This is a genomic window from Hymenobacter segetis (assembly GCF_038448715.1).
Classification (GTDB): domain Bacteria; phylum Bacteroidota; class Bacteroidia; order Cytophagales; family Hymenobacteraceae; genus Hymenobacter; species Hymenobacter segetis.
Genome location: NZ_JBCEVZ010000073.1, coordinates 1 through 22,104, shown reverse-complemented (window position 1 = coordinate 22,104; position 22,104 = coordinate 1). Strand labels below are relative to the sequence as shown.

Sequence of the window (22,104 nt, the reverse complement as noted above, 5' to 3'; positions counted from 1 at the left end):
CCAATTTCATCCTCTACACGCAGGACGTAAAATCGAGCCCGACCACGCTCGATATGTTCCCGGACCTGCCCAAGGCCGACGCCAAAATCATCGACGACCTGAACTACCGCCACTGGAACGTGTGGGACGACCACCTCGCCAGCCACGTTTTCTTCCAGCCAATTAATGCTGACGGCAAGCCAGAAGGATACGGCAAGGACGTAATGGCAGGCGAAAAATTCGACTCCCCGCTGATGCCTGATGGCGGCTCGGAGCAACTGGCTTTCTCGCCCGATGGCTACCGCATTGCCTACACCAGCCGCAAGCTGACGGGGCGCGCCGAGGCCGAAAGCACGAATTCCGACATCTACCTCTACGACATTCACGACCAGAAAACCGTGAACCTGAGCGAGGGTCTGGGCGGCTATGACACCGAGCCCGCCTTCGCCCCCGACGGCAAGCAAGTGGCCTGGCTGAGCATGGCCACGCCCGGCTTCGAATCGGACCGTAACGGCATTGTGGTCTACGATTTCGCCAGCAAAAAGCGCGTCGACATCACCAAGGGCTCGGAGCTGAGCGCGGCCAACGTGCGCTGGAGCGCCGATGGCAAAACCATCTATTTCATGGCCGTGGTGACGGGTGCCGAGCAGCTGTTCTCGGTGCCGGGCAAGGGCGGTAAAATCCGCCAGATTACCACTGGTGCGCAGAACTACAACGCGTTTGAGCTGGTGGGCAAGGACCAGGCCGTGGCCAACCGCACCACCCTTTCGGCCTTCGCTGATATCGTGCGGCTCGACTTGAAAACGGGTAAGGAAACGCCGCTCACCACCATCAACCAGCAGGAGCTGGCGGGCATCAAAATGGGCAAGGTGGAGGACCGCCGCGTGACCACCACCGACGGCAAGCAGATGCAGGTGTACGTGATTTGCCCGCCCGATTTCGACCCCGCCAAGAAGTACCCCACGCTGCTCTACTGCCAGGGCGGGCCGCAGTCGCCCATTACCCAGAGCCAGAGCTACCGCTGGAATTTCCAGCTGATGGCAGCCAACGGCTACATCATCGTAGCGCCCAATCGGCGCGGGCTGCCCGGCTTCGGGCGGGAGTGGAACGATGCGATTTCGGGCGACTGGGGCGGCCAGCCGATTAAGGATTACCTCTCAGCGATTGATGCGGTGAGCAAGGAAAGCTACGTTGACAAGGACCGGCGCGGCTGCGTGGGGGCCAGCTACGGCGGCTACTCGGTGTACTACCTGGCCGGCCACCATGAGGGCCGTTTCAAGACCTTCATTGCCCACGACGGCCTCTACAACCTCACCAGCTGGTACCCCAGCACCGAGGAAATGTTCTTTGCCAAACACGACATGGGCGGTGCGCCCTGGGATGCCACGCCAAATAAATCCTACCAGGAATTCAACCCCCAGCAGTTCGCCGGCAAATGGGACACGCCCATTCTGGTCATCACGGGCGGCAAGGATTTCCGGGTGCCCGAGGGGCAGGCGATGGAGGCCTTCGGCACGGCGCAATTGCGCGGCATTCCGAGCCGGTTTCTGTACCTGCCCAACGAGGGGCACTGGGTGATGAAGCCGCAGAACTCGGTGCTCTGGCAGCGGGTGTTTTTTGAGTGGCTGGGCCGCACGCTCAAGCCCGATGGCACGGCGGCGAAGTAGCCTTTGAGAATAAGCATGAGAAAGCCCACCTGGTCATCCAAGTGGGCTTTCTGGCGTAGCAAGGTATCGTTTCAACCCGCTTGGATTGCCTGCTTGCGTTTAACTCTGTTTCCCGAACTAGATAACTACCAGGGCTATGGTGCTCGAGCAACGGTAACAACGGCCAGCACTTGGGCAAAAAGCCGTACCTTGCATACAGCTATTTTTCTGAAAAACAATTATTTAGTATTTAGCTTATAGCTACCTGCGGTATACCGGGTTTTTCAGTATGTGGACGCTTTTTTGCTTTGCTGTCAAACTGGCCCACGCCATTATAAATCAAGCAAAAACTTGCCTTCCGGGCTAGTCCAACACTCCCATGAAGGAAAGCGAAAAACGTTACCGCCGGCTGATGGAAGCCAGCCAGGATTTACTGGTCACCGTTGACCTGAAGGGCAACATTATCGACACCAACGAGGCGGCGGTCAACAGTACCGGTGTGAACCGCGACGCGCTGATGGGCTCCAGCTTCTTTGCCTATTTCGCCGAGCCGGCCGTGGTGGAGCACATGTACCGGCAGGTGCTGGCTACCGGCACGGTTACCAACGTGGCCTGCACGCTGCTGCACGCCAATGGCGCACCGACGGAGGTGCTGCTCGACGGGACGGTGAACAAGGACGACCACGGCCTGGTGCTGGGCGGTGTGCTGGTGGCCCGCGAGGTGGCCGAAAAAAACTGGGCCACGGAGCTGGGCATTGCCAATAAAGAAATTGCCTTCCAGCACAACGAGAAGGAAAAGCGGGCCGACGAGCTGAGCATTGCCAACGAGGAATTGGCGTTTCAGAATGACGAGAAGGAAAAGCGCGCCGCCGAGCTGGTGATTGCCAACAAGGAGCTGGCGTTTCAGAACGACGAGAAGGAAAAGCGGGCCCAGGAGCTGGGCGTAGCCAACACCGAGCTGGCCTTCCAAAATGACGAGAAGGAGAAGCGCGCGGCCGAGTTAAGCATTGCCAATGAGGAGCTCGCTTTCCAGAATGATGAGAAAGAAAAACGCGCCCAGGAGCTGAGCGTAGCCAACGAAGAGCTGGCGTTTCAAAACAACGAAAAGGAAAAGCGTGCCCAGGAGCTGAGCATTGCCAACACCGAACTGGCGTTCCAGAACGATGAAAAGGAGAAACGCGCCCAGGAATTGAGCGTGGCCAATACCGAACTGGCTTTCCAGAATGATGAGAAGGAAAAGCGCGCCGCCGAGTTGGGCATTGCTAACATCGAGTTAGCCTTCCAAAACGACGAAAAGGAAAAACGGGCGCAGGAATTGGGCATCGCCAATACGGAGCTGGCTTTCCAAAACGACGAGAAGGAGAAGCGCGCGCAGGAGCTGAGCGTGGCGAATACCGAGCTGGCCTTCCAGAACGACGAGAAGGAGAAGCGGGCGCAGGAACTGAGTGTGGCCAATACCGAGCTGGCGTTCCAGAACGACGAGAAGGAAAAGCGGGCGCAGGAGTTGAGCATTGCCAACATCGAGCTGGCGTTTCAGAACGACGAGAAGGAAAAGCGGGCGGCCGAGCTGGTGATTGCCAATAAAGAGCTGGCGTTTCAGAACGATGAGAAGGTGAAGCGGGCTGCCGAGCTGCGCATTGCCAACTACGCCCGCAGCCTGATTGAGGCCAGCCGCGACCCGCTGGTGACCATCAGCCCGGAGGGCAAGATTACGGACATGAACTCGGCCACGATGTACATCACCGGCATTGCGCGGGAGCAGCTGCTGGGGTCCGATTTCTTCGCCTACTTCACCGAGCCGCAGATGGCGCGGGAGGTGTACCAGGAGGTATTTGCCAAGGGCACGGTGGCCGACTCGCCGCTCACGCTGCGGCACAAGGATGGCAAGCTGACCGACGTGCTGTTCAACGGCTCGGTGTATAAAAACGACGAAGGGCACGTGCTGGGCGTGGTGATTGTGGCCCGCGACGTGACCGACCAGAAGCGCATCGCTACGGAGCTGACGGAGGCCAAAATCGCGGCCGAGCGCGCCACCGTGCTGGCCGAGGAAGCCCAGGCCAAGGCCGAAAGCGCTACCCAGATTGCCGAAGACGCCGTGAAGGCCAAACAGCAATTTCTCAGCAACATGAGCCACGAAATCCGCACCCCGATGAATGCCATCATCGGCTTCACGAAGGTGGTGCTGAAAACGGAGCTTACCGACAAGCAGCAGGAATACCTGACGGCCATCAAGCTGAGCGGCGACACGCTGATTGTGCTGATTAACGACATTTTGGACCTGGCTAAGGTGGACGCGGGCCGCATGACGTTTGAGCAGATTCCGTTCAAGCTCTCGGCCTCGGTATCGGCCATGGTGCACTTGTTCGAAACCAAAATCCAGGAAAAAAACCTGGAACTGGTGATGGAATACGACGAGAAAATCCCGGAAGTGCTGGTGGGCGACCCCGTGCGCCTGCACCAGATTATCCTGAACCTGGTGAGCAACGCGGTGAAATTCACCAGCGAAGGCAGCATCACGGTGGGCGTGCGGATGCTGGTACAGGATGCCGAAAAGGTCATCCTGGAGTTCGCCGTGACCGATACCGGCATCGGCATCGAGCAGTCGAAGCTGGGCACGGTGTTCGACAATTTTCAACAGGCCACCAGCGGCACCAGCCGCTTGTTCGGCGGCACGGGCCTGGGCCTGGCCATCGTGAAAAACCTGGTGGAGCCGCAAGGGGGCACCATCAACGTGAAGAGCAAGGTGGGCAAGGGCTCCACGTTCAGCTTCATTCTGAGCTTTAATAAAACGCTGGAAAAGGCCGACGCGGAATCCAACCTGACCGTGGAGCTGGAAGATGGTTTCAAAAACGTGAAAATCCTGGTGGTGGAAGACATTGCCCTCAACCAGCTGCTGATGAAGACCTTGCTGGAAGATTTCGGCTTCGAGATGGAAGTGGCCGGCAACGGGCAGATTGCCATCGACAAGATGCGCACCACGCATTTCGACATCGTACTGATGGACTTACAGATGCCCGTGATGAACGGATTTGACGCCACCGAATACATCCGCACGCAGCTGCATTCCAAGGTGCCCATCATCGCCCTCACGGCCGACGTGACCACCGTGGACGTGGAGAAATGTAAGGCCGTGGGCATGAACGACTACATCTCCAAACCCATCGACGACAAGCTGCTCTACAGCAAAATCATCAAGTACCTGAAAAGCTCAGGCTACAACAAGCCGGCCATCGAGCCGGGCCACGTGGAGCCCGAGCCGCAGCCCATGATTACCTGCGTCAATTTCGATTACCTGCGTCGCATCACCAAGAGCGATTCGCGCATGGCCGAGATGATTTACCTCTATCTCCAGGAAATTCCGCAGCTGGTGCAAACCATGAAAAAGGCCATTGAGGATAATAAATGGCGCGCCCTGAAATTGGCCACGCATTCCATCATTCCCACGTTTGCTACCATGGGCATCAACCCGGAGTTTGAGGATAATGCCAAGGACCTGCAAGCGCTGGCCGCCATCCTGATTGCCAACGAGCCCAGCGATGATGGCAGCGCCGAAACCGTGGCCCAGGTGCACGTCCTGTTCTCCAAAATCGAAGCTGTGTGTGAGCTGGCGGCCCGGGAGCTGGAGGAGAAGCTCCAGCGGCTCTCGCAAACGCTGCACGGGGGCCGGGTGCAGGCCTAGACCGAACCAGTTGGAATAGCACGGTTTTTCTTTCTTATAAAAAATGAATTTATAAATGAATTAATTGTTATTTGCCGCTTCAGCAGTCTTTAGCATCGGCCTATGCGGTTTTGTCTATTCATGGCGTTTCTGCTGTGCTGGTGGAGGCCGGGAGCCGCCCAGCCCGCGCCACCGCACGTCCTGCGCGACACGCTGCTACTGAAGGACCCCAAGGGCGCGCACATCTCGGAAGCCTACCGCTACTACACCGAGCCCTTCGGCTCAGCACCCGACCCCGAGCGCGCCGAAGCCGCGTGGCGCGCCGGCCGGTTCCGGCCCGGCCCCTGGCACGAGCCGCTCAACCTGGGCATGCTGCACCGCCGCGTGTGGATGCGGCTGCCCGTGCGCAACACCGAGCCCCAGCGCCTGCGCTTCCTGTGGAGCATTTTCAATTTCACCGACAGCGCGGCGCTGTATTGCCGGCGGGCGGGCGAGGCAAAGTTTACCCGCCTGGGCGAGGCCAGCTCCTGGGTGCCGGCCGCTGAGCGGGCTTTTCCGGCCCGCTCGCTCAGCTTCCCCTTTGCGCTGGAGCCCGGCGAAGCCGCCGTGCTCTACCTGCGCGTGGACGCCCACACCGGCGGCATCTACCTGCCCACCTACATCGAAACCACCGAGCATTTCCTGGCCTGGGAAATGGGCTTTCCGTTTGAGCGGCACTGGGTGTGGCTGCTGGGCTTTTACCTGAGCAGTGCCTTGTTCAACCTGGTGCTGTATGCGTTTCTGCGCGACCGCATTCACCTGTGGTATGTGGCCTACGTGCTGGCCGTGACGCTGTTTTTGATGATGGAGGACGGGCTGGACGCCATGTTGCTGCCGGCCGGGCCGTACCGGCTGCTGTGGTCGGTGGGGCAATACAATTTTATGCTGCTGGCAGCAGCAGCGGGCATTCGCATCATGCAATTGTTCCTGCGGCTGCGCATTGCCTGGCCGCGTCTATACCGGGCCGGCAACTGGCTGGCGGGCACGGCCGTGGTGTTTGTGGCGGGCTATGCCGGCCTGTTTCCGTGGGCCGTGCGCCACAGCCTGTCCACCGTAGAAGCGCTGAACTGGGCGCGCGAGCTGCTGATGGTGCTGGTGTTCGGCTACGGCTGGGTGGTGCTGATAACGCTGCTCCGGCACCGGCGCTGGCAGCGGCTGGCGGCCTACTACGCCCTCACGTATCTGTTCTTTTTTATCGGCTACGGCATCTTCTGGCTCAATCATCTGGGATTTACCAGCTTCAACCCCATCTACCCCAACCCGCTGGCCTGGGGCCTGCTGCTTGAACTGCTGATATTGAGCGCGCTGCTCACCGGCCGCTTCCGGCACACGCTGCGCCACAATGCCCGGCTGCGCGTGCAGCACCTGCGCCAGCGCAATGCCCACAGCGCCCGCCTCATCGCGGCGCAGGACGATGAGCGCGAGCAGCTGGCCCGCGAGCTGCACGATGCCCTCGGCCCCAACCTGGCCGCCCTGCACATGGCCTGGCAAAGCGAGGCCGTGCGCGCCGCCCTGGCATCGGCCCCCGCTGCCGCCGCCGTGGGCCAGCTCAGCGAGGAAATTCTGGGTGAGCTCTACAACCAGGTGCGGCAGCTCAGCCATGTGCTGCTGCCGGCCGAGTCGGTCACCAACCGCCTCACCACATCCATCAGCACGCTGCGCGACATGCTGAACCTGCACGGTAGCCCGCAGGTGCACACCGATTTCGGCCCCGGACTCGATGAATTGCCGCCGGCCGTGCAGTCGGCCGCCTTCCGTATTGTGGCCGAGCTGGTGAACAACGCCGTGCGCCACGCCCAGGCCCGCAAGGTGCGGGTGTACTTGCGCCGCCACTCCACCGCCCTGGAGCTGTGCGTGTCAGACGACGGCCGCGGCTTCGGGCGGGGCGAGGACACGCCACTCACCGGCATTGGCCTGCGCGGCGTGCGGACCCGGGCGGCGTACCTGGGCGGCAGCGTGGTTATTGAGGTGCCGAAGGTGGGCACACGGGTGCGGGTGCGGCTGCCGTGCTGAGTGGAGGGTATGAGGGTATGAACGTCATGCAGAGCGCAGCGAAGCATCTTTACCGCCACCAGTAATCATTTCGATTGGATTGCGTTGCGCGGTAAAGATGCTTCGCTGCGCTCTGCATGACCGGCTACTGAGGACGTTCCGAAGCCCCGCCCCTACCCCGCCAGCACCTCCGTTACCTTTCCGATATCCCCGCTCACCTTCTGCAGAAACGTGAGCTGCTCCAGCAGCAGCTTGTCGTCGGCGGCAGCTACGGAGATGTTGGGTTCGGGCGCGGCCAGCTCCACGGCGGGCGGGGCACTGGCGGGCGCGATGCGGGCCAGGCTTTTGCTGAGGGCGGCCACGGCGCTGGTGAGGGCGCGGCGGCTATCGGGCGGGAAGGGCGGCACTGCGGGCGCGGCCTCGCGCAGGGTGCCGGTGAGGGCCGCGATGTTGGAGGAAAGAATGTGGTTCAGCACCACGAATTCGTGGGTTTCGGTGGGGTGGTGCTGCTTGCTTTTGGGCTCGGTGAGCATGCGCTGGAATGCCGCCGCGAGGTTGGCCCCGCTCACGTACACGTTTTTGCGGAGCAGGCGGTACTCGTTGGCCGTGAGGGGGCGGCCGGCGAGGCGGTCGGCCAGCTGGCGCAGGTAGGCCAGGTTGGCGCGCAGGGCGGCAGCCATGTAATCGGTCAATTGCTCCGATTCCCAGCTCGGAAACAGGAAATAGCCGGCCGAAAACGCAATGGCGCAACCCATCAGGGTATCGATGATGCGCTCCTGGGCCACGCCCAAATAGCTCAGCCCCAGAAACCGGAACATGATGAGCAGATAGGCCGTCAGAAACACCACCGTAACCAGATAAACGGTGCGCTGGAAGCTATACGCCACCACCATAAACACCACCAGAATGGCAAACCGGGCCTCGGGCCACGGCACCGCCCACAGGATAAGGCCACCCAGCGCCCCGCCCGCCAGCGTGCCGATGATGCGCTCGGTGTTCCGCTGCCGCGTGAGGCTGAAGCCGGGCTTGAGCATGATGGTCACCGTCATCAGAATCCAGTAGTTGTGCTGGCCGTGCCACAGGGTTTCGGCCACGGCGTAGGCCACCAGGCAGGCCACCATCATCCGCACGGCGTGGCGGAACACGGCCGATTTCATGGTGAAATTCTGGCCCAGGGCGCGCAGCTCGATTTCCTGGCGGGCCACAAATTGGGTGTGCTCGGCGGCGCGGCTGGCGGCGGGCGCGGCGGCCGAGAGGGCTTCATCAAAGTAGCGGCGGATGTTGCCCACGCGCCGGATGATGTCGCGCAGGTTCACCAAGATTTTTTTCAATACCAGCGTATTCCCGTTGCCTGCCGAAGACGCTTCCAGAGCACTGATGCGGGCTTGCAGGCGGTCCCACTCGGCGGTGAGCACGGGGCCGGTGCCGGGGTGCGCGTGGTTGGTCTGGATGGCCACGCCGAGGTGGTCGAGCTCGGTAGCGACGTGGCGGATGAGCCGGGCCACGTCATCCAGAATCCCCGTTGTCCCGAAGCTTTCGCGCACGGCCGAGTAGTCGTAGTAGCCCACCGTGATGCGCTCGTAGAGGTCCACCGTTTCGACGAAGGTGAGGACCAGGCGGCGGCCGGTAGTGGTGGTTTCGTTCACAATCTGGCGGGTGCGGAAGAGCAGGTCGCGCACGGCTTCCTGCTTTTCATTCACCACGATTTGCTGGGCTACGAGCTGGCGGTAGTCCTCATCGAGGGCGGTGGCGGTGTTGTAGAACTTGGCTTTGAGGTCCAGAAAGCGCGCCAGGGCGTGAATGCACTCGCCCAGCGCCTGCTGGGCCGGGCGGTAGGGCCGCACCTGGTAGGCCACCATGGCCAGCCCCGCGTACCAGATGCCGCCCAGCAGCAGCAGCCCCGCATGAAACGGGGCATCGGCCAGCGCGGGCGGGTGGGCCAGCAGCAGTACCACGTTGAGCAGGGCGGCGGTGCCCACGGCTCCGGCCCGCGCCCCCCACACCAGCAGCATGGTCAGCCCGAAGCTGAGTACCCCGATTTCGAGGGCCAGCGTCCAGACGTTGAGGGCGGCCACGCTCGTGAGCAGGGCGGTGGTGCCCACCAGCACCAGGGCGGCCAGCATGCCGTTGCGGCGGTGGGCAGCGGGGCCAGGCGTATCGGTCACGCTCACGCACACGGCTCCGGTCGAGATGCTCAGCCCTTCGGCAAAGTGCCCCCACTGGCCCAGCAGCACGGCCGGCAATAGGATGGATACCGTGATGCGCACCCCATCGGAAAAATTCTGGCCGGAAAAGAAGTAGCGGAGGCGGCGCGTCTGGTGGTTCATGCGGCGGGGGCGGGTGATGCGGCAATTAACGCGAAGATGGGCCAAATGGTAGGGCCGTAGCGCGAACTTTTAGTTCGCGCCCCCTCCAGATGGCCCAGATGGCGCGGGCCTGCGGCCCGTGCCTACTATTAGCATGCCTCTGGCCTGCAATCGTTGAACAGGTTGCCTGGGTATCGTCTGACGCCGCGGGCCAGAGGCCCGCTATTATTCGGCACGGGGCACAGCCCCGCGCCATCCTGTCGTGCTATAGCTGCTTCAGCGCGGGGCGCTCATCATCGTCGTAGGCCGTGGAGTCTCCGTCGTCATACACGGCGCTTTCCAGGTCACCCACGCAGGTTTCGAGCTCGGCTACTTCTTCTTCCTTTTCGGCCAACTGGCGGCGCAGGCGGGCCAACTCCTGGGCCTGCTGCTGCTGCACGGCTTCGAGGCGGGCCAGGCGTTGCTGGTCGGCCTGGCAGGCGGGCAGCGCGAGGGCCAGGCCGGCCAGCAGCACAGCCCGGCGGGCCGGAGCAAAAGTCAGGGGAAGTTTCATTGGGCCAAAATTACGGTTCCTACCGCGTAGGGGCGGCCGGTTTGTAATGGTTAGTCGGCGGACGTAGGGGCGGGGCTTGCCCCCGCCCGCCATTTGAAAGGGGGCGTTGAAACGGTGCGAACGGCGGGCGGGGGCAGGCCCCGCCCCTACTGCCCCTTCACCACGGCCAGCAGCCAGTCCTCGCCTTCGCGGCTGAGGCGGTAGGCCCGGCGGCGGCCGGCCGGCACCAGCTCCACCAGGCCCGATTCGCGCAATTCGCGCCAGCTACGGGTGAGGCTGACCGGGGCCAGCCCCAGCGTTTCCACCAGCCACGCATCGGTGCTGTGCTGCTCCGGCACGGCCAGAAACCGGTGGCAGATGATGGCCAGCGTGCGCTGGCGGCGCGGGTCGCGCTGGCCAAGGCGCTGGCGCAGGGCCCGGCGCAGGCGCTCCTGCACGCTGGCTGCGTCCAGCGGCGGCGGGGCGGGCACCCGGGGCTCATCGCGGGTGAGGACGCGCTGCTCAAAGGCAGCCAGCGCAACGGCTTCAGGGGAAATATCAGGGCTCATGGGTTGAATGGGCTGTAGAGACGCATGCTTGCGTCGCGTCGTTGAACGAAATTGCTGAAGCAGCGCGCCCGCAAGCCGTTCAACGACGCGACGCAAGCATGCGTCTCTACTTCGTTTCCCCGGCCGCTTCAGTCCCAGCGCGGCACAAGGTAGTCAATCGGCTGATATCAATCATTCCGCCTGTAATATCAATCGTTTCTACACCAACACCAATCAGCGCGCTAACCATGTCAATCTGCGCGCTAATAATATCAATCTGCGCGCTGATGAGAGCAATCTGCGCTGTCACGAATTAAATCATTGCACGTAAAAACTCAATCATTGCTCAATTGAACCCAATCATTGATGCCCTGATACCAATCACCGCACCCACATATTAGTACAGCACGTCGTTCACCGCCTCAATCTTGGGCGGCAGCGTGGTTTCTTCGAGGAGCTCGCGCAGGTCGATTTCGATGCTGCGGCAGATGGAGCTCATCGGCACGTCGTAGATGTCGTTTTCGAAGGGGTTTTCGCTGGTGTGGCCCACCACTTCAATCACGTTGAATACCCACGACACCAGCACCGAAAACGGCACCATCAGCCACACGTGGTACTGGCCCAAGGCCAGGCGGCTGTCGAACTCCTCCACCAACCCCAGCGGCAGAATGGCCGCGAACACCCACACGAATACGAAGCTGAAATAGGCAAACTGGCGCGGAAACGGCGTGTTCTTGATGCGCTCGCAGCCCCCCTGCGCGTTGAGCAGGTCCTGAATGGTCTGCATCAGGGCCACCTGGCGGAACTCGGTGAGGAGGCCGCGCTTGTATAATTCGCGCAGCTCCACGCTCTGGCGGCGCAGCAGGTGGGTGGGCGGGTTGCTGAGGTTTTTGGCCTGCTCGGCTTCGGCCGGGGGCAGGAAGGGGGCTACTTCGGTGTCCCAGAGGGCGGCGGTCTGGCGGCGCAGGTGTAGGCGCAGGGCATTCACCCAGGCAATCTGGCGGTAGAGGAGGCGGCGGTGCAGCTCGGTGATGTAGCGCGGGTCGGGGCCCACGCCATCGGGCACGGCCTGCACAAAATCGAAGGTGCGGATGGCCCACACGCGGCTCGTGTTCACGATGGTGCCCCACAGCTGCCGCCCCTCCCAGAACCGGTCGTAGGAGCCGTTGCTTTTGAAGCCGATGTAGAAGGCCACCGCCGTACCAAGCAGCGCCACGGGCTGCCACGGAATATCCAGTACGTGCACGTTGAGCGGCCCGTAGAGCAGGCATATCAACGTGTTGTAAATGGTAAAAATGAGCAGGCTGCGGCGCGTGAGCTGCCACACTACTTCCCAGCGGAGGTTTTTGCGAACGTACATTGGGGGTAATAACCGCTAATTTTCCCGGCGTGTTGCGCTGCGGGCATTAATTCCCCATTAATTCGGCAGCGCGGCAATGCACTTCAGCTCGATGGCGATGGGCGTGGGCAAGCAGTTTATTTCGAGGGTGGTGCGGCAGGGCTGGGCCGTGGCGAAGTACTCGGCGTAGAGGCGGTTGTAGGTGGGGAAGTCGTCCTTCATGTTGGTCAGGAACACGGTCACATCCACCAAATTGTCCCACTCGGCCCCGGCTTCTTCCAGAATGTAGCGCACGTTTTGGAACACAGCGCGGCACTGGCTTTCAAAGTCATAGCTGAGGATATTCCCGTCGCCGTCCAATTCCACGCCGGGAATAGCCTTCTGGCCGCGCTGGCGCGGCCCCACGCCGGAAAGGAACAACAGGTTGCCCACGCGGCGGGTGTAGGGGTAAGCGCCTACAGGTTCGGGGGCGCGGCTTTCGGTGGTCATGCTAAATTATGCGTTGAGGGATGCGGTATTTCGCTTCAAAGAACGTCATAGAGAAGGGAAGGCGAAACCAGACGGGGCGCGGGCTGCCGTTCTTTGCAAAGCACGCCGGCACTATTTCGGCGGGCACGGCCTTTGCGCTGCAACCGTCTTTTTAATCCCCCATCCCCTTCCCCCCTATTCTACGCATGAAAATTCCGATGTTTCTGCTGCTTGGCGGCCTTAGTTTCTTCAGCCTGTCGGCCCACGCCCAGAAGCGCAAAATGCCGCCCAAGCCCTCGGCCAATGCCGTGTACGACTCGGTGCAGCAGCCCGCCGTGCCCCTGGGCGGCACCGAGCGCTACGCCCAGTTCCTGGCCGCGCACCAGAAATACCCCGCCACGGCCATGCAAAAAGGCATTCAGGGGACGGTAAAAGTGAGCTTCGTGGTAGAAAAAACCGGCACCGTGAACGAGGTGAAGGTGGAAACGCCCGTTTCGCCCGAGCTCGATGCCGAAGCCGTCCGCCTCATCAAAAGCGGCCCGAAATGGACGCCCGCCAAACACCGCAACGCCGTGGTGCGCCAGCGCGTGGTGGTGCCCGTGTCGTTCGTGATGTCGCCGGGCAGCACCGTCACCATCGGCGGGCCGGCCAAGGAGCGGCCCATCACCACCTCCGCCGCCGACATCGCCGCCTCAGCCAACCCCGACCGCCCCGCCGTGGTGGCCCCCGACCGCCCCACCCAGCCCGTGGGCGGCAACCAGGCTTTTTTCGAGTGGATTGAAAAAAATCAGAAGTACCCCGACCTGGCCCGCAAGCGCAAAATCCAGGGTAAGGTGATGGTCGAATTCATGGTGCAAAAGGATGGCAGCCTGACCGATGCCCGCGTCATCAAGAAGATGGGCTCCGGCCTGGATGAGGAGGCCCTGCGCCTGATAAAGGCAGCCCCGAAGTGGGAGCCGGCCATGTTTCAGGGCAAGCCGATGAAGCAAAAGATGGTGTTGCCGGTTCTATTCCAGCTGTAGGCTGCAACTCCCCTCCTTACCAAGGAGGGGACGTGGCCGCGAAGCGTTGGCTGGGGTGGTTGTGGGCGTTGGTTGACAACTGCTGACACTACTGCGAAAACTGTTCAACGCCCACAACCACCCCCGTTTCAGCTTCGCTGAAACATCCCCTCCTTGGTAAGGAGGGGAGTTTTTTCGCTTGCCACCCCTCGCCTCTCTCCTGCCCCACCCATGCTCTCCTCCTGCTCCTTCACTGCATCTAAGTTGCCCGCCGTTATTACCCCGCCCGCCCAAATCTGGCCCCACCAGGTGCGCTACCGCGAGGGTGCCCAGGCCTTGGCCCAGGACTTATTCGATGCCCTCGATGACGACCTGAAGCCCTTTGTACTGCTGCTGGCCCTGCCCGCCGACGACGCGCACCCCGCCCGCTGCCTCGAGCCCGTGGATACCGGCCTGCCCGCCGCCGCATTTTCCGATGCCGTGGCGCGGGGCCGCGTGAAGCAACTCACCACTCCCTGGCCCTTCCCCGACCGCGACGACGTGACGGCCGCCACCATCCGGCGCAAGCACCAGGGCATCGGCATCCGGGACGCGGTGCAGGAAACCCTCAACGAAATTGACGAGCAGGGCAACTACGTGCATTTTTCCGGCTGGCCGGTGGAAATCAACGGCTACTTCGTGGTGACGGTGCTGCGCCTGCTGCGCAAGCCGCTGCGGACGTATCCGTCGCTGCAACCGGCCCGCTACTACACCGACGGTAAGCCGCTTGCCGCGTCGCTGCTGCTGGCGGCCGTGCACCGCTTCACCGAGGAAGGCGTGAAGGCCCTGAGCGAGGCCGAGCCGGGGGCCAGCATCTTCGTGCGGCCCCGCGAGAGCGAGGAGCTGCTACGCGCCGCCGGCAAGACTTTTCTCGACACGCCCGCCCAAGCCCTGGGCCTCGACCCTTCCGTTATCAAGCTGTTTGCTACCTGCAACACAATCAGCAGCCTGCGCTACGAGGGGGCAGAGGGTGTGGGCAAGCTGCTGCTGGCCCGCCGCGGCCACCCCAACATCGAGGAAATCTTCGCCCTCACCTGCCCCACCGAGCTCACCGACTACCGCGCCGTGCGCAAGCTCCTGGAGATGACCACGCCCGACGTGCACCTGCTCGCCGACGGCGAAAACGTGTACGCCCTGGGCAAGCAAATAGGCCATTACGATGCCGTGCGCGAGGATTTGTTCGTCATCAGCTTCGTAACGCACTACGCCTGGGAGCTTCAGCACGCGGGGCACGTCCTCATGCGCTCGCACTACGGCCTGCCCGGCCTGCCGCGCACCCGCCTCAGCCGCACAGCCTTCCGCAAGTCGCTTAAGCGCACCTTCGCCCTCACCGATGCGCCCAAAGTGGAGCGCCTCTGGGACGTAGTCCTCGAAGCCAGCCGCCAAAAGCACGGCACGCTTCTGGTCATCACCACCGAGGCCCTGGCCGAAGCCGACCGCCTCAAGCTCCAATGCACGCTCATCGAGCCCGTGCCGCTCACGCCGCTCATCACCCGCCTCGTCACCAGCATCGATGGGGCCGTGCTGCTCGACCCCGAAGGCTACTGCTACTCCATCGGCGTCATTCTCGACGGCCGTGCCTCCGGCCGGGGCGACGGCACGCGGGGGGCGCGCTACAATTCGGCCCTGCGCTACGTGGAGAGCTCGGATTATCCCTGCATCGCCGTGGTGGTGAGCGAAGACGGGATGGTGGACGTGATTTCGTCGGTGCAGGAGTAAGCACCTGTCATTGCGAGCGAAGCACGGCAATCCGTCCTCTCATCCGCGACCAGCCATGAGATGTGACAACCGAAGGTCAGCGAAGCTAAAGTTTTTTTTACCAACAGAAAGCCCCGATACTGCGAAGTGTCGGGGCTTTCTGGTATAAGAAGGTGTCTGTCTTTGACAGGACGGATTGCCGCGTTCCGCTGCGCTCCACTCGCAATGACAAACGAAGGGACTACTTCTTCGCCCGAAACGACCAGGTCAGCCTAAATACCGCCACCACGTCGCCGGCCTCATCCACGCCGGTGCTGGTGCATACCACGGTGCGGCCTTCGCCGGTGGCGCGGCTTTCGGCAATGGCCTGGGCGATAAGCGGGCCATCGGGGCAGGTGAAGGCGATAAGGCCCACGGCTTTTTTCGTAAAATCGCCTTGAATGCCGACTACCAGCATCGAAACAGGCCCGCCAGCCTGCACCTGCATCATGGCCTGCACGCCGCTGGCAAACTCCGCCGCCATGGCCAGACAGGCGAAATAGAGGCTGCGAAACGGGTTCTGGGTAAGGTATTTGTAGCGGATGGTGACCGTGGCCGATTCCGGCGTGAGCTGCGTGAGGCGCAGGCCCGCCAGCCACGCCATGGGCAGCTTGCGCAGCATAAACAGCCGCAGCTTCAGCGGATTCAAAACCTGGCGGCGGAAGGCGGCGGCTTGCAGGGGATCGGTGGCAGTGGTCATGGGGCGAAGGTACGTTTTAGTGTTTGCGCGCTTTGCCCTTTTCATCGGCCGGACTTGAAACCGGGCCGGGGGCTGGCCGCACCACCAGTTCCTGGTAGCCAAACGTGTCGTCTTTTTCGCGCCGAAACTCTAGCTGCGGCAGCTCGCCCAGCACGATTTCGGCGGTGGTGTACACCTTGCAGCCATCCAGCAAATGCCCGCCGATGGTGCGCCCGGTGCTGTCTGAAACGGCCAGGTGCAGGTGCGAGCCATTGGTGGAAAGTGTGCCGACCAGCGACACAATCTCGAAATGGCCTTTATACACGCTCGGTGCTTCCTGATTGGCCAGCCGTAGCGTAGCCACCGTGAGGCTGCCCACGCAGGTAATCATGGTGCCGGCCAGGATGTGGTTTTGCTGCGCGAAGGCCGTGAGCTGCTGGCGCAGGTCATCGCCGGGGTGCAAGCGCAGGGCGTATGTTTTGAGGGCGGAATGTTGGGCGGCGGGCACGGCGAACATGGACGGAAGCGGAGTAGTGGGCTGCGCCAGCAGCGGCCCCGCCGCCAGCTCCAGCCCCGCAAGAAGTAGCAGTTTCATGGTCGAAGGTAGTCAGCGCAGCCCCGCTCCCACCTCATTCCAAAACAACAACGCCCCCTGACAAAAGCCAGGGGGCGTTGGGCAATCAAGAGCAGGTGGCGGTTATTCCTTCACTACCTTCAGGTGCTGAGCGGGCTGGCCGGGCAGGGCCAGGTGCACGAAATACACGCCACTGGCCAGGCTAGCCAGCTCCTCGGGCAGCTCCACCTTGTTGGTACCGGCTTGCAGCGTGGCCGTGCCCTGCTTCAGCAGGGTGCGGCCGGCGGCGTCGGTCAGAGTGAGCTGGGCCGGGGCGGCGGCAGTGCCCAGGGGCACGTCCACGGTCAGGGTGAGGGACTGCCGGAACGGGTTGGGCGCGGCCGTCAGGCGCAGGGCCGTGGCCTCGCTCGTGCCGAACGTTACGGTGCGGACGGGCGAGAACGTGGCCGTGCCATCCAGGTCAAGCTGGCGCAGGCGGTAGTAGCGCAGGCCGGCTTTGCTGGCTTCCTGGTCGAGGAAGGCGTAGGCGCGCGGGGCCGTGCTGCTGCCAGCGCCGGCCACAAAGCCCATCTCGCGGAAGCTGCGGCCGTCGGTGCTCACCTGCACTTCAAAGCCCCGGTTGTTTTTCTCGCTGGCGGTGGTCCAGGCCAGGGCCGCGTTGGTGCCCTGGCGCTCGGCGGTGAAGCTGCTCAGCTCCACGGGCAGCGGGGCTTGGGCGTCGCCCAGCGTCCAGACGGACAGGTGGTCGAGGCCAGCCTTGCTCACGGTGTGGGCCGAGGTGTTTGGAGTGCCGCCCGCGTAAGCAAACGGCCCGGCCACGGTGGGAGCACTGAAGAGGCGCAGGTTGCTTTCGCTGATGCTGTTCAGCTCAAACACCGAATTGTTGTAGCCAAATACCATGTCCACGTTCAGGTTGGTATCGTTGACGGGCGTGATGGTAAAGCGGCGGCGGATGCTGCGGCTGCGGGGGCCGCCGGCCGGCGTCACCCCGTAGAGGGGCGTACCGGTGCTGCGCATCACTGTGGTCAGGCCCGGCAGCGTGGCCGGGGTCACGTTGTCGGCTTTCAGGGCGTGCGTGGTCAGCGTGAGGCCCAGGCCGGCAAAGCTGCTCGTGCTGTTGTCGGTGCTGAGGTCGGCGGCGGGTACCTCCACATCGCCCAGCACGAAGCTGGTGCTGGTTTCGGTGATGGTGGCACTGCCGGTCAGGCTGATTTTATGGCTGTTGGCCAGCACGTAGGTTTTCAGAATGCCGCTGGTCAGCACCAGGGCATTGGCTACCGTTTGGTTGGTATTCACGTGCAGGGTATCGGCCTTGTTCACCGTTAGCTGGAAGAAGCTCAGCGGCTGGGACCCGTCCAGGTTCTGGGCCACACTGCCCACGAAGGCCACGGCGCCCCCGGTCAGGGTGGCGTTGGCAGCGGGCGTGTTGTTGGTCAGGTTGCCGTACACGCTCAGCAGGCCGGCGCTCTGGGCCAGGCGGGTGCCGTTGTCCAGCGTCAGGCTACGCACTTCGGCGGCGGCCGTCGTGCTCAGGTTCGGGTAGTTGGCGAGGCCGGCTGGGATGAGGGCATCCACGGTGCGGGAGGGCACGCAGGCCGTCCAGTTGGCCGGGTTGAACCAGTTGCTGCCGTCGCCGGAAGCAGCCCCCGTGTAGGTGGTAGTGGTGCAGGCGGCGGCGGTGCCCACCGAAACGGTGGTATTAGCCGTGCAGGCGTTGGCATCGCGCACCGTCACAGTGTAGCTGCCAGCCAGCACACCCGTGAAGGTGTAAGCGCCGGCCGTGGCTACAGCAGGCAGGAAGGTGGTCCCGTCGAGGCTGTACTGGTAGGGGCTCGTGCCGCCGTTGCCGGTGGCCGTAACCGTGCCATCGTTGGCACCGGCGGCGGTTTCATCGGTTTTAGTGGCCGTCACAGCCGTGGCCGAAGCCGGAGCCGTGATGGTAACCGACTGCGCCGCCGAAGCCGTGCAGAACTGGCCCTTCACCAGCACCTGGTAGGTGCCCGCAGCCAGGCCCGTGAACGTGTAGGGGTTGGTGGCACTGGCGGTATAGCTCGTTCCGTTGTCGATGGAGTACGAATACGGAGCCGTGCCGCCCGCCGCCGTCACGGTGATGCTGCCCGTGCCGCCGAAGCAGGCCACGTTGGTTTGCGTGGTGCTGAAGGTGGGCAGCGGGTTCACCGTGATGGTGATGGGCGTAGCCGGGCTGGTGCAACCGCTGCTGGGGTAGCTGGCGGTTACGTTGTAGGTCGTGGTCGTGGTGGGGTTGAAGGTGATGTTTGAACCCGCTACCGAGGCCGTGGCCGGGTTGCCGACTACGGTGTAGGTGGGCTGGTCAGTGCGGGTACCACTTACGCCTACGTTGTCAATGGCCCAGTATAGGCCGTAAACGCCTGCATAGCGGAAGCGGATTTGTACGCTGGCCTGGTTGAGGGCCGCTGCTGGCAGGGCCACGGTAGTGGCTGGCGAAGCGCCACTGCTGGTGCCCACATCGGAGCCCGTGTAAGTAGCAAAAGCCGTCCAGGTAGTACCATCGGTGCTGTATTCAATGCCTGCAAAAGTATCGTTCGAGAAGCTGTTGTAGTACTGCTGCACCGAAAGGGTGGCGGCGGTATAGGCTAGGGTGCTGAAGGCCGGCGACACCAGCGTGGTGTTGGTGTTTGAACCGATGCCCCCGTCGTCGCTATCAGCAATGAAGAAAGACCCGGTGCCGCTGTTCGACGGCCCGTTATAGCTGGTAGGATTGCCGGCACGAGTGCCGGTGAAAGGCGCTGCCACTCGCTTAAAGCCCGTTATGGGCAACCCCGTATTGGTGGTCGTGAAGCCATTGGCTCCGCTGTCAAAGTCCGCCGTGGACAGAATCGTCTGCCCGGTCAGCGTGACCGCATTCGTCGAAGCCGCGACCACCGTGCTGCCACCGGCGCAGTACGCGGCAGGGGTACTGGGGGCCAGGGTCGGCGCGTTCGGCGTGGGGTTCACCGTAATGCTTACCGGCAGCGTGGCCGAGCAGCCGGTGGTGCTGTTGCCGTCGTTGGCGCTCACCGTGTAGGCCGTGGTACCTACTGCCGCCCCGCTGAACGTGATGGTCGAGCCGCTCACGGTGGCATTGGTGGCGGGAAGGATGCTCAGGTTGGTATAGGTGCCGGGCACAAAGGTGAGCACCGTGGAGCCGCCCGCGCAATACGAAGGAGTACCGGTGTAGCTCAGCGTCGGCGGAGTCGTCACGTTCACATCCACCGCCATGCGGGCACTCTGGCAAGGTCCCGTTACCTGCCAGTTGTAGAAGTAGAAGTAGGTAGTGGCCGTGGTGCCAGCGGTGATGGACACGTTGCCGCTGGGCGAGGTGTAGGGGAAGCCCCCGCTGGATGTCTCCCGCACCAGCGAGGTAAAGGTGCCGCTGGTAACCAGACGCAGGCCCGTACCCGCCGGCACGTTGTAGTTCAGGTTCACGGTGTAGGCCGTGGCGCCTGTGCCGGCCGGGTAGCTATAGGTGCCGGTCAGGCCCGGAATCAGGGTCCCGGCGCTGTTTTGCACCTGAATGGTGACCGAGCCAGCCGCCCCGTTCGGGTAAATATTCACCGATTTCAGGATGAAGGCCGAGGCTGCGGTGAACACCAGCCCGTTGCTGGTGGTGGTGCCAGCGCTTGCAGTCGGGGCCGCCCGACCTACGCTCTCGCTGCCCGCGTTGGGCGTACCGGCGGCCGCGAAGTACTGACGGCTGGCCGTCACGTTGGGCGAATAGCTGTTGCTGGTCGCCAGTATCGTCGTCGAAGTATTCGTGTCGTACCAGTAGATGGTGCTGCCCGCGTTGGGCGTCGCGGTCAGCGTCACGGTGCCGGGGCCGCAGCGCGTCACCGGCGAGTTCGTGGTCGTCACCACCGGGTTGCTCACGGCCACGGTCACCAGGTTGGAGGTGGCCGTGTTGCTGCCGCAGGTAGCCACGGCTTGGTAGTAAGTGGTGGCCGTGATGGCCGGAGCCACAAACGAGGCCTGGTTGGCGCTGCCCGCAAGGTCGGCGAATGGCCCGCCCGCGCTGCTGGCCGACTGCCACACGAAGCCTGAAGTAGCCCCGGTGGTGCCGGTAAGGGTGAGGGTGGGGCTGCCGCCCGGCGAGTTGCAGTAGCTGCCGGGGTTGGCCGATGCCGAGCCGGCCGCCAGCGGCGTCACGGTCAGGGTCACGGTGGTGGTGTTGGAGCAGGTGCCGTCGGTACCCGTCACGGTGTAGGTGGTGGTGGCGGCGGGCGTGAAGGTGATGTCCGAACCGCTCACCGTGGCCGTAGCCGTGGGCGTTACCGAGTAAGTGGGATAGCCGCCGAAGGTGATGGTGGTGCTGCTGTTGGCGCACACCGTCGAGGCCGGGGCCGCCGGCGTGACGGCCGGTGGCGTGGTCACGTTCACCTGAATAGGCGTGCGGGCAGTGGGCTCGCAGCTAGTGGCGAAAGTCAGGTTGAAGAAGTTGTTGTACGAAGTGTTTGACGTGCTGCTGGTACCGGCAGAACTATACGAATGCGTCACCGAGATAGGCCCGCTGGTGAGGGGATAGCTGCCCGTGTAGTTGCCCGCAGCGTAGCGCACGAAGCCGGCTGCATTGGCAGGGTTGCTCAGCTTGTAGCCGCCAGCGGCCAGGGCAAAGCCCAGCGGCACCGTCACCTTCGTGCCGACTTCGGCTGCCGTAAAGGCCCGGCTCACCACCGCGCCGCTCACGGCCGTACCCGCGCCAGGGTTGCCCCCGGCCACGGTATACAGCTGAATGCTGCTCGTGCCTGCCACCGTCGGGTACACGTCCACTGACACCAGGGTGCCAGCTGTGGTCACGTTGAAGCCCAGGGCATAATCAGCGACCGTAGTACCGGCCGAAGTACCGTTGCCCACGTTGCTGGCCAGGCCGGCCACGTTGGTCGCCGAACCGTTGTCTTTAGCCCCCACGTAGTAGGTGGTGGTGCCCGTCACGCTCACCGTGGCCGATGGCCCCGTAGCGAAAGCGGTGCCGCCCGTGGCGGCCGTGTAGTACTGCGCCGTGGCGCCGCTGCTGGCCGTGGCCGTCAGGGTCACGCTGCCTGCGCCGCAGCGCGACACCGGCGTGTTGGTGGCCGTGATGGTCGGGTTGGTTACCGTCACGGTTACCGTGTTGGAGAAGGCTGAGCTGCTGGGGCCGCACACCGACTTTGCCTGGAAGGAAGTAGTGGCCGTGAGGCTGGGCGTCACGAAGGGCGAACCCGTGCCAATAGCGGCTGTGTAGCCGTCGGCCGATGAGTACCAGGTGAGGGTACCACCGGTGGCGCCGGTAGCCGTGAGCGTGGCCGTGGTGGGGCCACAGCTGGTGGCGGGCGTCACGCTGGCCGTGCCCGGTGCCAGGGGCTGCACGGTGCGGGTCTGGGCAGCCAGGTTGTCGTTGCCGGTATTCTGGTCGCCGCTGGCCGTGGCCGATACGGCGAAGGAATAGGTGCCGGGCAGGGTCATGTCGAGGGTGCCGGGCAGGGTAATGTTCACGCTGGCCCCGCTGGCCAGCGGAGTGCCGCCGGGGTTGCCGGCGTTGGTGCTCACGGTAGTCGTGAAGGTCTGCGTCACTG

At 63.3% G+C, this 22,104-nt stretch carries 14 protein-coding genes; 5 read left to right on the top strand and 9 right to left on the bottom strand.

Annotation, left to right across the window (positions count from 1 at the left end; translation table 11 throughout):
- From AAFH49_RS19680 to AAFH49_RS19670, 3 genes are all read left to right on the top strand, one after another.
- A partial coding sequence (locus AAFH49_RS19680; protein ID WP_342300878.1) for a S9 family peptidase occupies positions 1-1,646 on the top strand: 1,646 nt, incomplete at its 5' end.
- A gap of 358 nt (positions 1,647-2,004) precedes the next feature.
- Positions 2,005-5,304 carry a PAS domain S-box protein gene (locus AAFH49_RS19675; RefSeq protein ID WP_342300876.1) on the top strand — a complete coding sequence of 1,100 codons (3,300 nt, stop codon included), beginning with the start codon at positions 2,005-2,007 and terminating at the stop codon, positions 5,302-5,304.
- 120 nt (positions 5,305-5,424) lie between these two features.
- Positions 5,425-7,335 (top strand): sensor histidine kinase, encoded by a 1,911-nt coding sequence (locus AAFH49_RS19670; protein WP_342300874.1) that lies wholly within the window; start codon positions 5,425-5,427, stop codon positions 7,333-7,335.
- 152 nt (positions 7,336-7,487) lie between these two features.
- On the opposite strand, the gene AAFH49_RS19665 is transcribed toward AAFH49_RS19670, so the two are convergent.
- From AAFH49_RS19665 to AAFH49_RS19640, 6 genes are all read right to left on the bottom strand, one after another.
- A complete protein-coding gene (locus tag AAFH49_RS19665; protein WP_342300872.1) occupies positions 7,488-9,641 on the bottom strand; it encodes an FUSC family membrane protein in 2,154 nt (717 codons plus the stop codon).
- A gap of 244 nt (positions 9,642-9,885) precedes the next feature.
- A complete protein-coding gene (locus AAFH49_RS19660) occupies positions 9,886-10,173 on the bottom strand; it encodes a hypothetical protein (RefSeq protein WP_342300870.1) in 288 nt (95 codons plus the stop codon).
- A gap of 146 nt (positions 10,174-10,319) precedes the next feature.
- Complete coding sequence (locus AAFH49_RS19655; protein ID WP_342300868.1) at positions 10,320-10,721, bottom strand: hypothetical protein; 402 nt, start codon at positions 10,719-10,721, stop codon at positions 10,320-10,322.
- 106 nt (positions 10,722-10,827) lie between these two features.
- Positions 10,828-11,010, bottom strand: coding sequence for a hypothetical protein (locus AAFH49_RS19650; protein ID WP_342300866.1), 183 nt, complete (start codon positions 11,008-11,010; stop codon positions 10,828-10,830).
- Between the two features lie 87 nt (positions 11,011-11,097).
- Positions 11,098-12,060 carry a bestrophin family protein gene (locus tag AAFH49_RS19645; RefSeq protein ID WP_342300865.1) on the bottom strand — a complete coding sequence of 321 codons (963 nt, stop codon included), beginning with the start codon at positions 12,058-12,060 and terminating at the stop codon, positions 11,098-11,100.
- Between the two features lie 57 nt (positions 12,061-12,117).
- Positions 12,118-12,528: a RidA family protein gene (locus AAFH49_RS19640; protein ID WP_342300864.1), complete on the bottom strand. Its 411-nt coding sequence runs from the start codon at positions 12,526-12,528 to the stop codon at positions 12,118-12,120.
- 185 nt (positions 12,529-12,713) lie between these two features.
- On the opposite strand from AAFH49_RS19640, the gene AAFH49_RS19635 reads away from it, so the two are divergent.
- Both AAFH49_RS19635 and AAFH49_RS19630 read left to right on the top strand, forming a co-directional pair.
- The gene (locus AAFH49_RS19635; protein WP_342300862.1) at positions 12,714-13,529 is read left to right on the top strand and encodes an energy transducer TonB; all 816 of its coding nucleotides are present in this window, start codon (positions 12,714-12,716) and stop codon (positions 13,527-13,529) included.
- A 210-nt stretch (positions 13,530-13,739) separates the two neighbouring features.
- Positions 13,740-15,266, top strand: a complete 1,527-nt coding sequence (locus tag AAFH49_RS19630; RefSeq protein WP_342300860.1) for a DNA integrity scanning protein DisA nucleotide-binding domain protein — start codon at positions 13,740-13,742, stop codon at positions 15,264-15,266.
- A gap of 220 nt (positions 15,267-15,486) precedes the next feature.
- Here the strand turns inward: AAFH49_RS19630 and AAFH49_RS19625 are convergent, their stop codons facing one another.
- The 3 genes from AAFH49_RS19625 to AAFH49_RS19615 all read right to left on the bottom strand — a co-directional run.
- Positions 15,487-15,984, bottom strand: a complete 498-nt coding sequence (locus AAFH49_RS19625; RefSeq protein ID WP_342300858.1) for a PaaI family thioesterase — start codon at positions 15,982-15,984, stop codon at positions 15,487-15,489.
- Positions 15,985-16,000: 16 nt separating this feature from the next.
- Positions 16,001-16,558 carry a PPC domain-containing DNA-binding protein gene (locus AAFH49_RS19620; RefSeq protein ID WP_342300857.1) on the bottom strand — a complete coding sequence of 186 codons (558 nt, stop codon included), beginning with the start codon at positions 16,556-16,558 and terminating at the stop codon, positions 16,001-16,003.
- Positions 16,559-16,660: 102 nt separating this feature from the next.
- On the bottom strand, positions 16,661-22,104 hold a 5,444-nt coding region (locus AAFH49_RS19615; RefSeq protein ID WP_342300855.1), incomplete at its 5' end, for an Ig-like domain-containing protein.

Coding starts and splice junctions, on each gene's coding strand:
- AAFH49_RS19675 (WP_342300876.1), top strand. CDS start 2,005: ATGAAGGAAAGCGAAAAACGTTACCGCCGGCTGATGGAAGCCAGCCAG.
- AAFH49_RS19670 (WP_342300874.1), top strand. CDS start 5,425: ATGGCGTTTCTGCTGTGCTGGTGGAGGCCGGGAGCCGCCCAGCCCGCG.
- AAFH49_RS19665 (WP_342300872.1), bottom strand. CDS start 9,641: ATGAACCACCAGACGCGCCGCCTCCGCTACTTCTTTTCCGGCCAGAAT.
- AAFH49_RS19660 (WP_342300870.1), bottom strand. CDS start 10,173: ATGAAACTTCCCCTGACTTTTGCTCCGGCCCGCCGGGCTGTGCTGCTG.
- AAFH49_RS19655 (WP_342300868.1), bottom strand. CDS start 10,721: ATGAGCCCTGATATTTCCCCTGAAGCCGTTGCGCTGGCTGCCTTTGAG.
- AAFH49_RS19645 (WP_342300865.1), bottom strand. CDS start 12,060: ATGTACGTTCGCAAAAACCTCCGCTGGGAAGTAGTGTGGCAGCTCACG.
- AAFH49_RS19640 (WP_342300864.1), bottom strand. CDS start 12,528: ATGACCACCGAAAGCCGCGCCCCCGAACCTGTAGGCGCTTACCCCTAC.
- AAFH49_RS19635 (WP_342300862.1), top strand. CDS start 12,714: ATGAAAATTCCGATGTTTCTGCTGCTTGGCGGCCTTAGTTTCTTCAGC.
- AAFH49_RS19630 (WP_342300860.1), top strand. CDS start 13,740: ATGCTCTCCTCCTGCTCCTTCACTGCATCTAAGTTGCCCGCCGTTATT.
- AAFH49_RS19625 (WP_342300858.1), bottom strand. CDS start 15,984: ATGACCACTGCCACCGATCCCCTGCAAGCCGCCGCCTTCCGCCGCCAG.
- AAFH49_RS19620 (WP_342300857.1), bottom strand. CDS start 16,558: ATGAAACTGCTACTTCTTGCGGGGCTGGAGCTGGCGGCGGGGCCGCTG.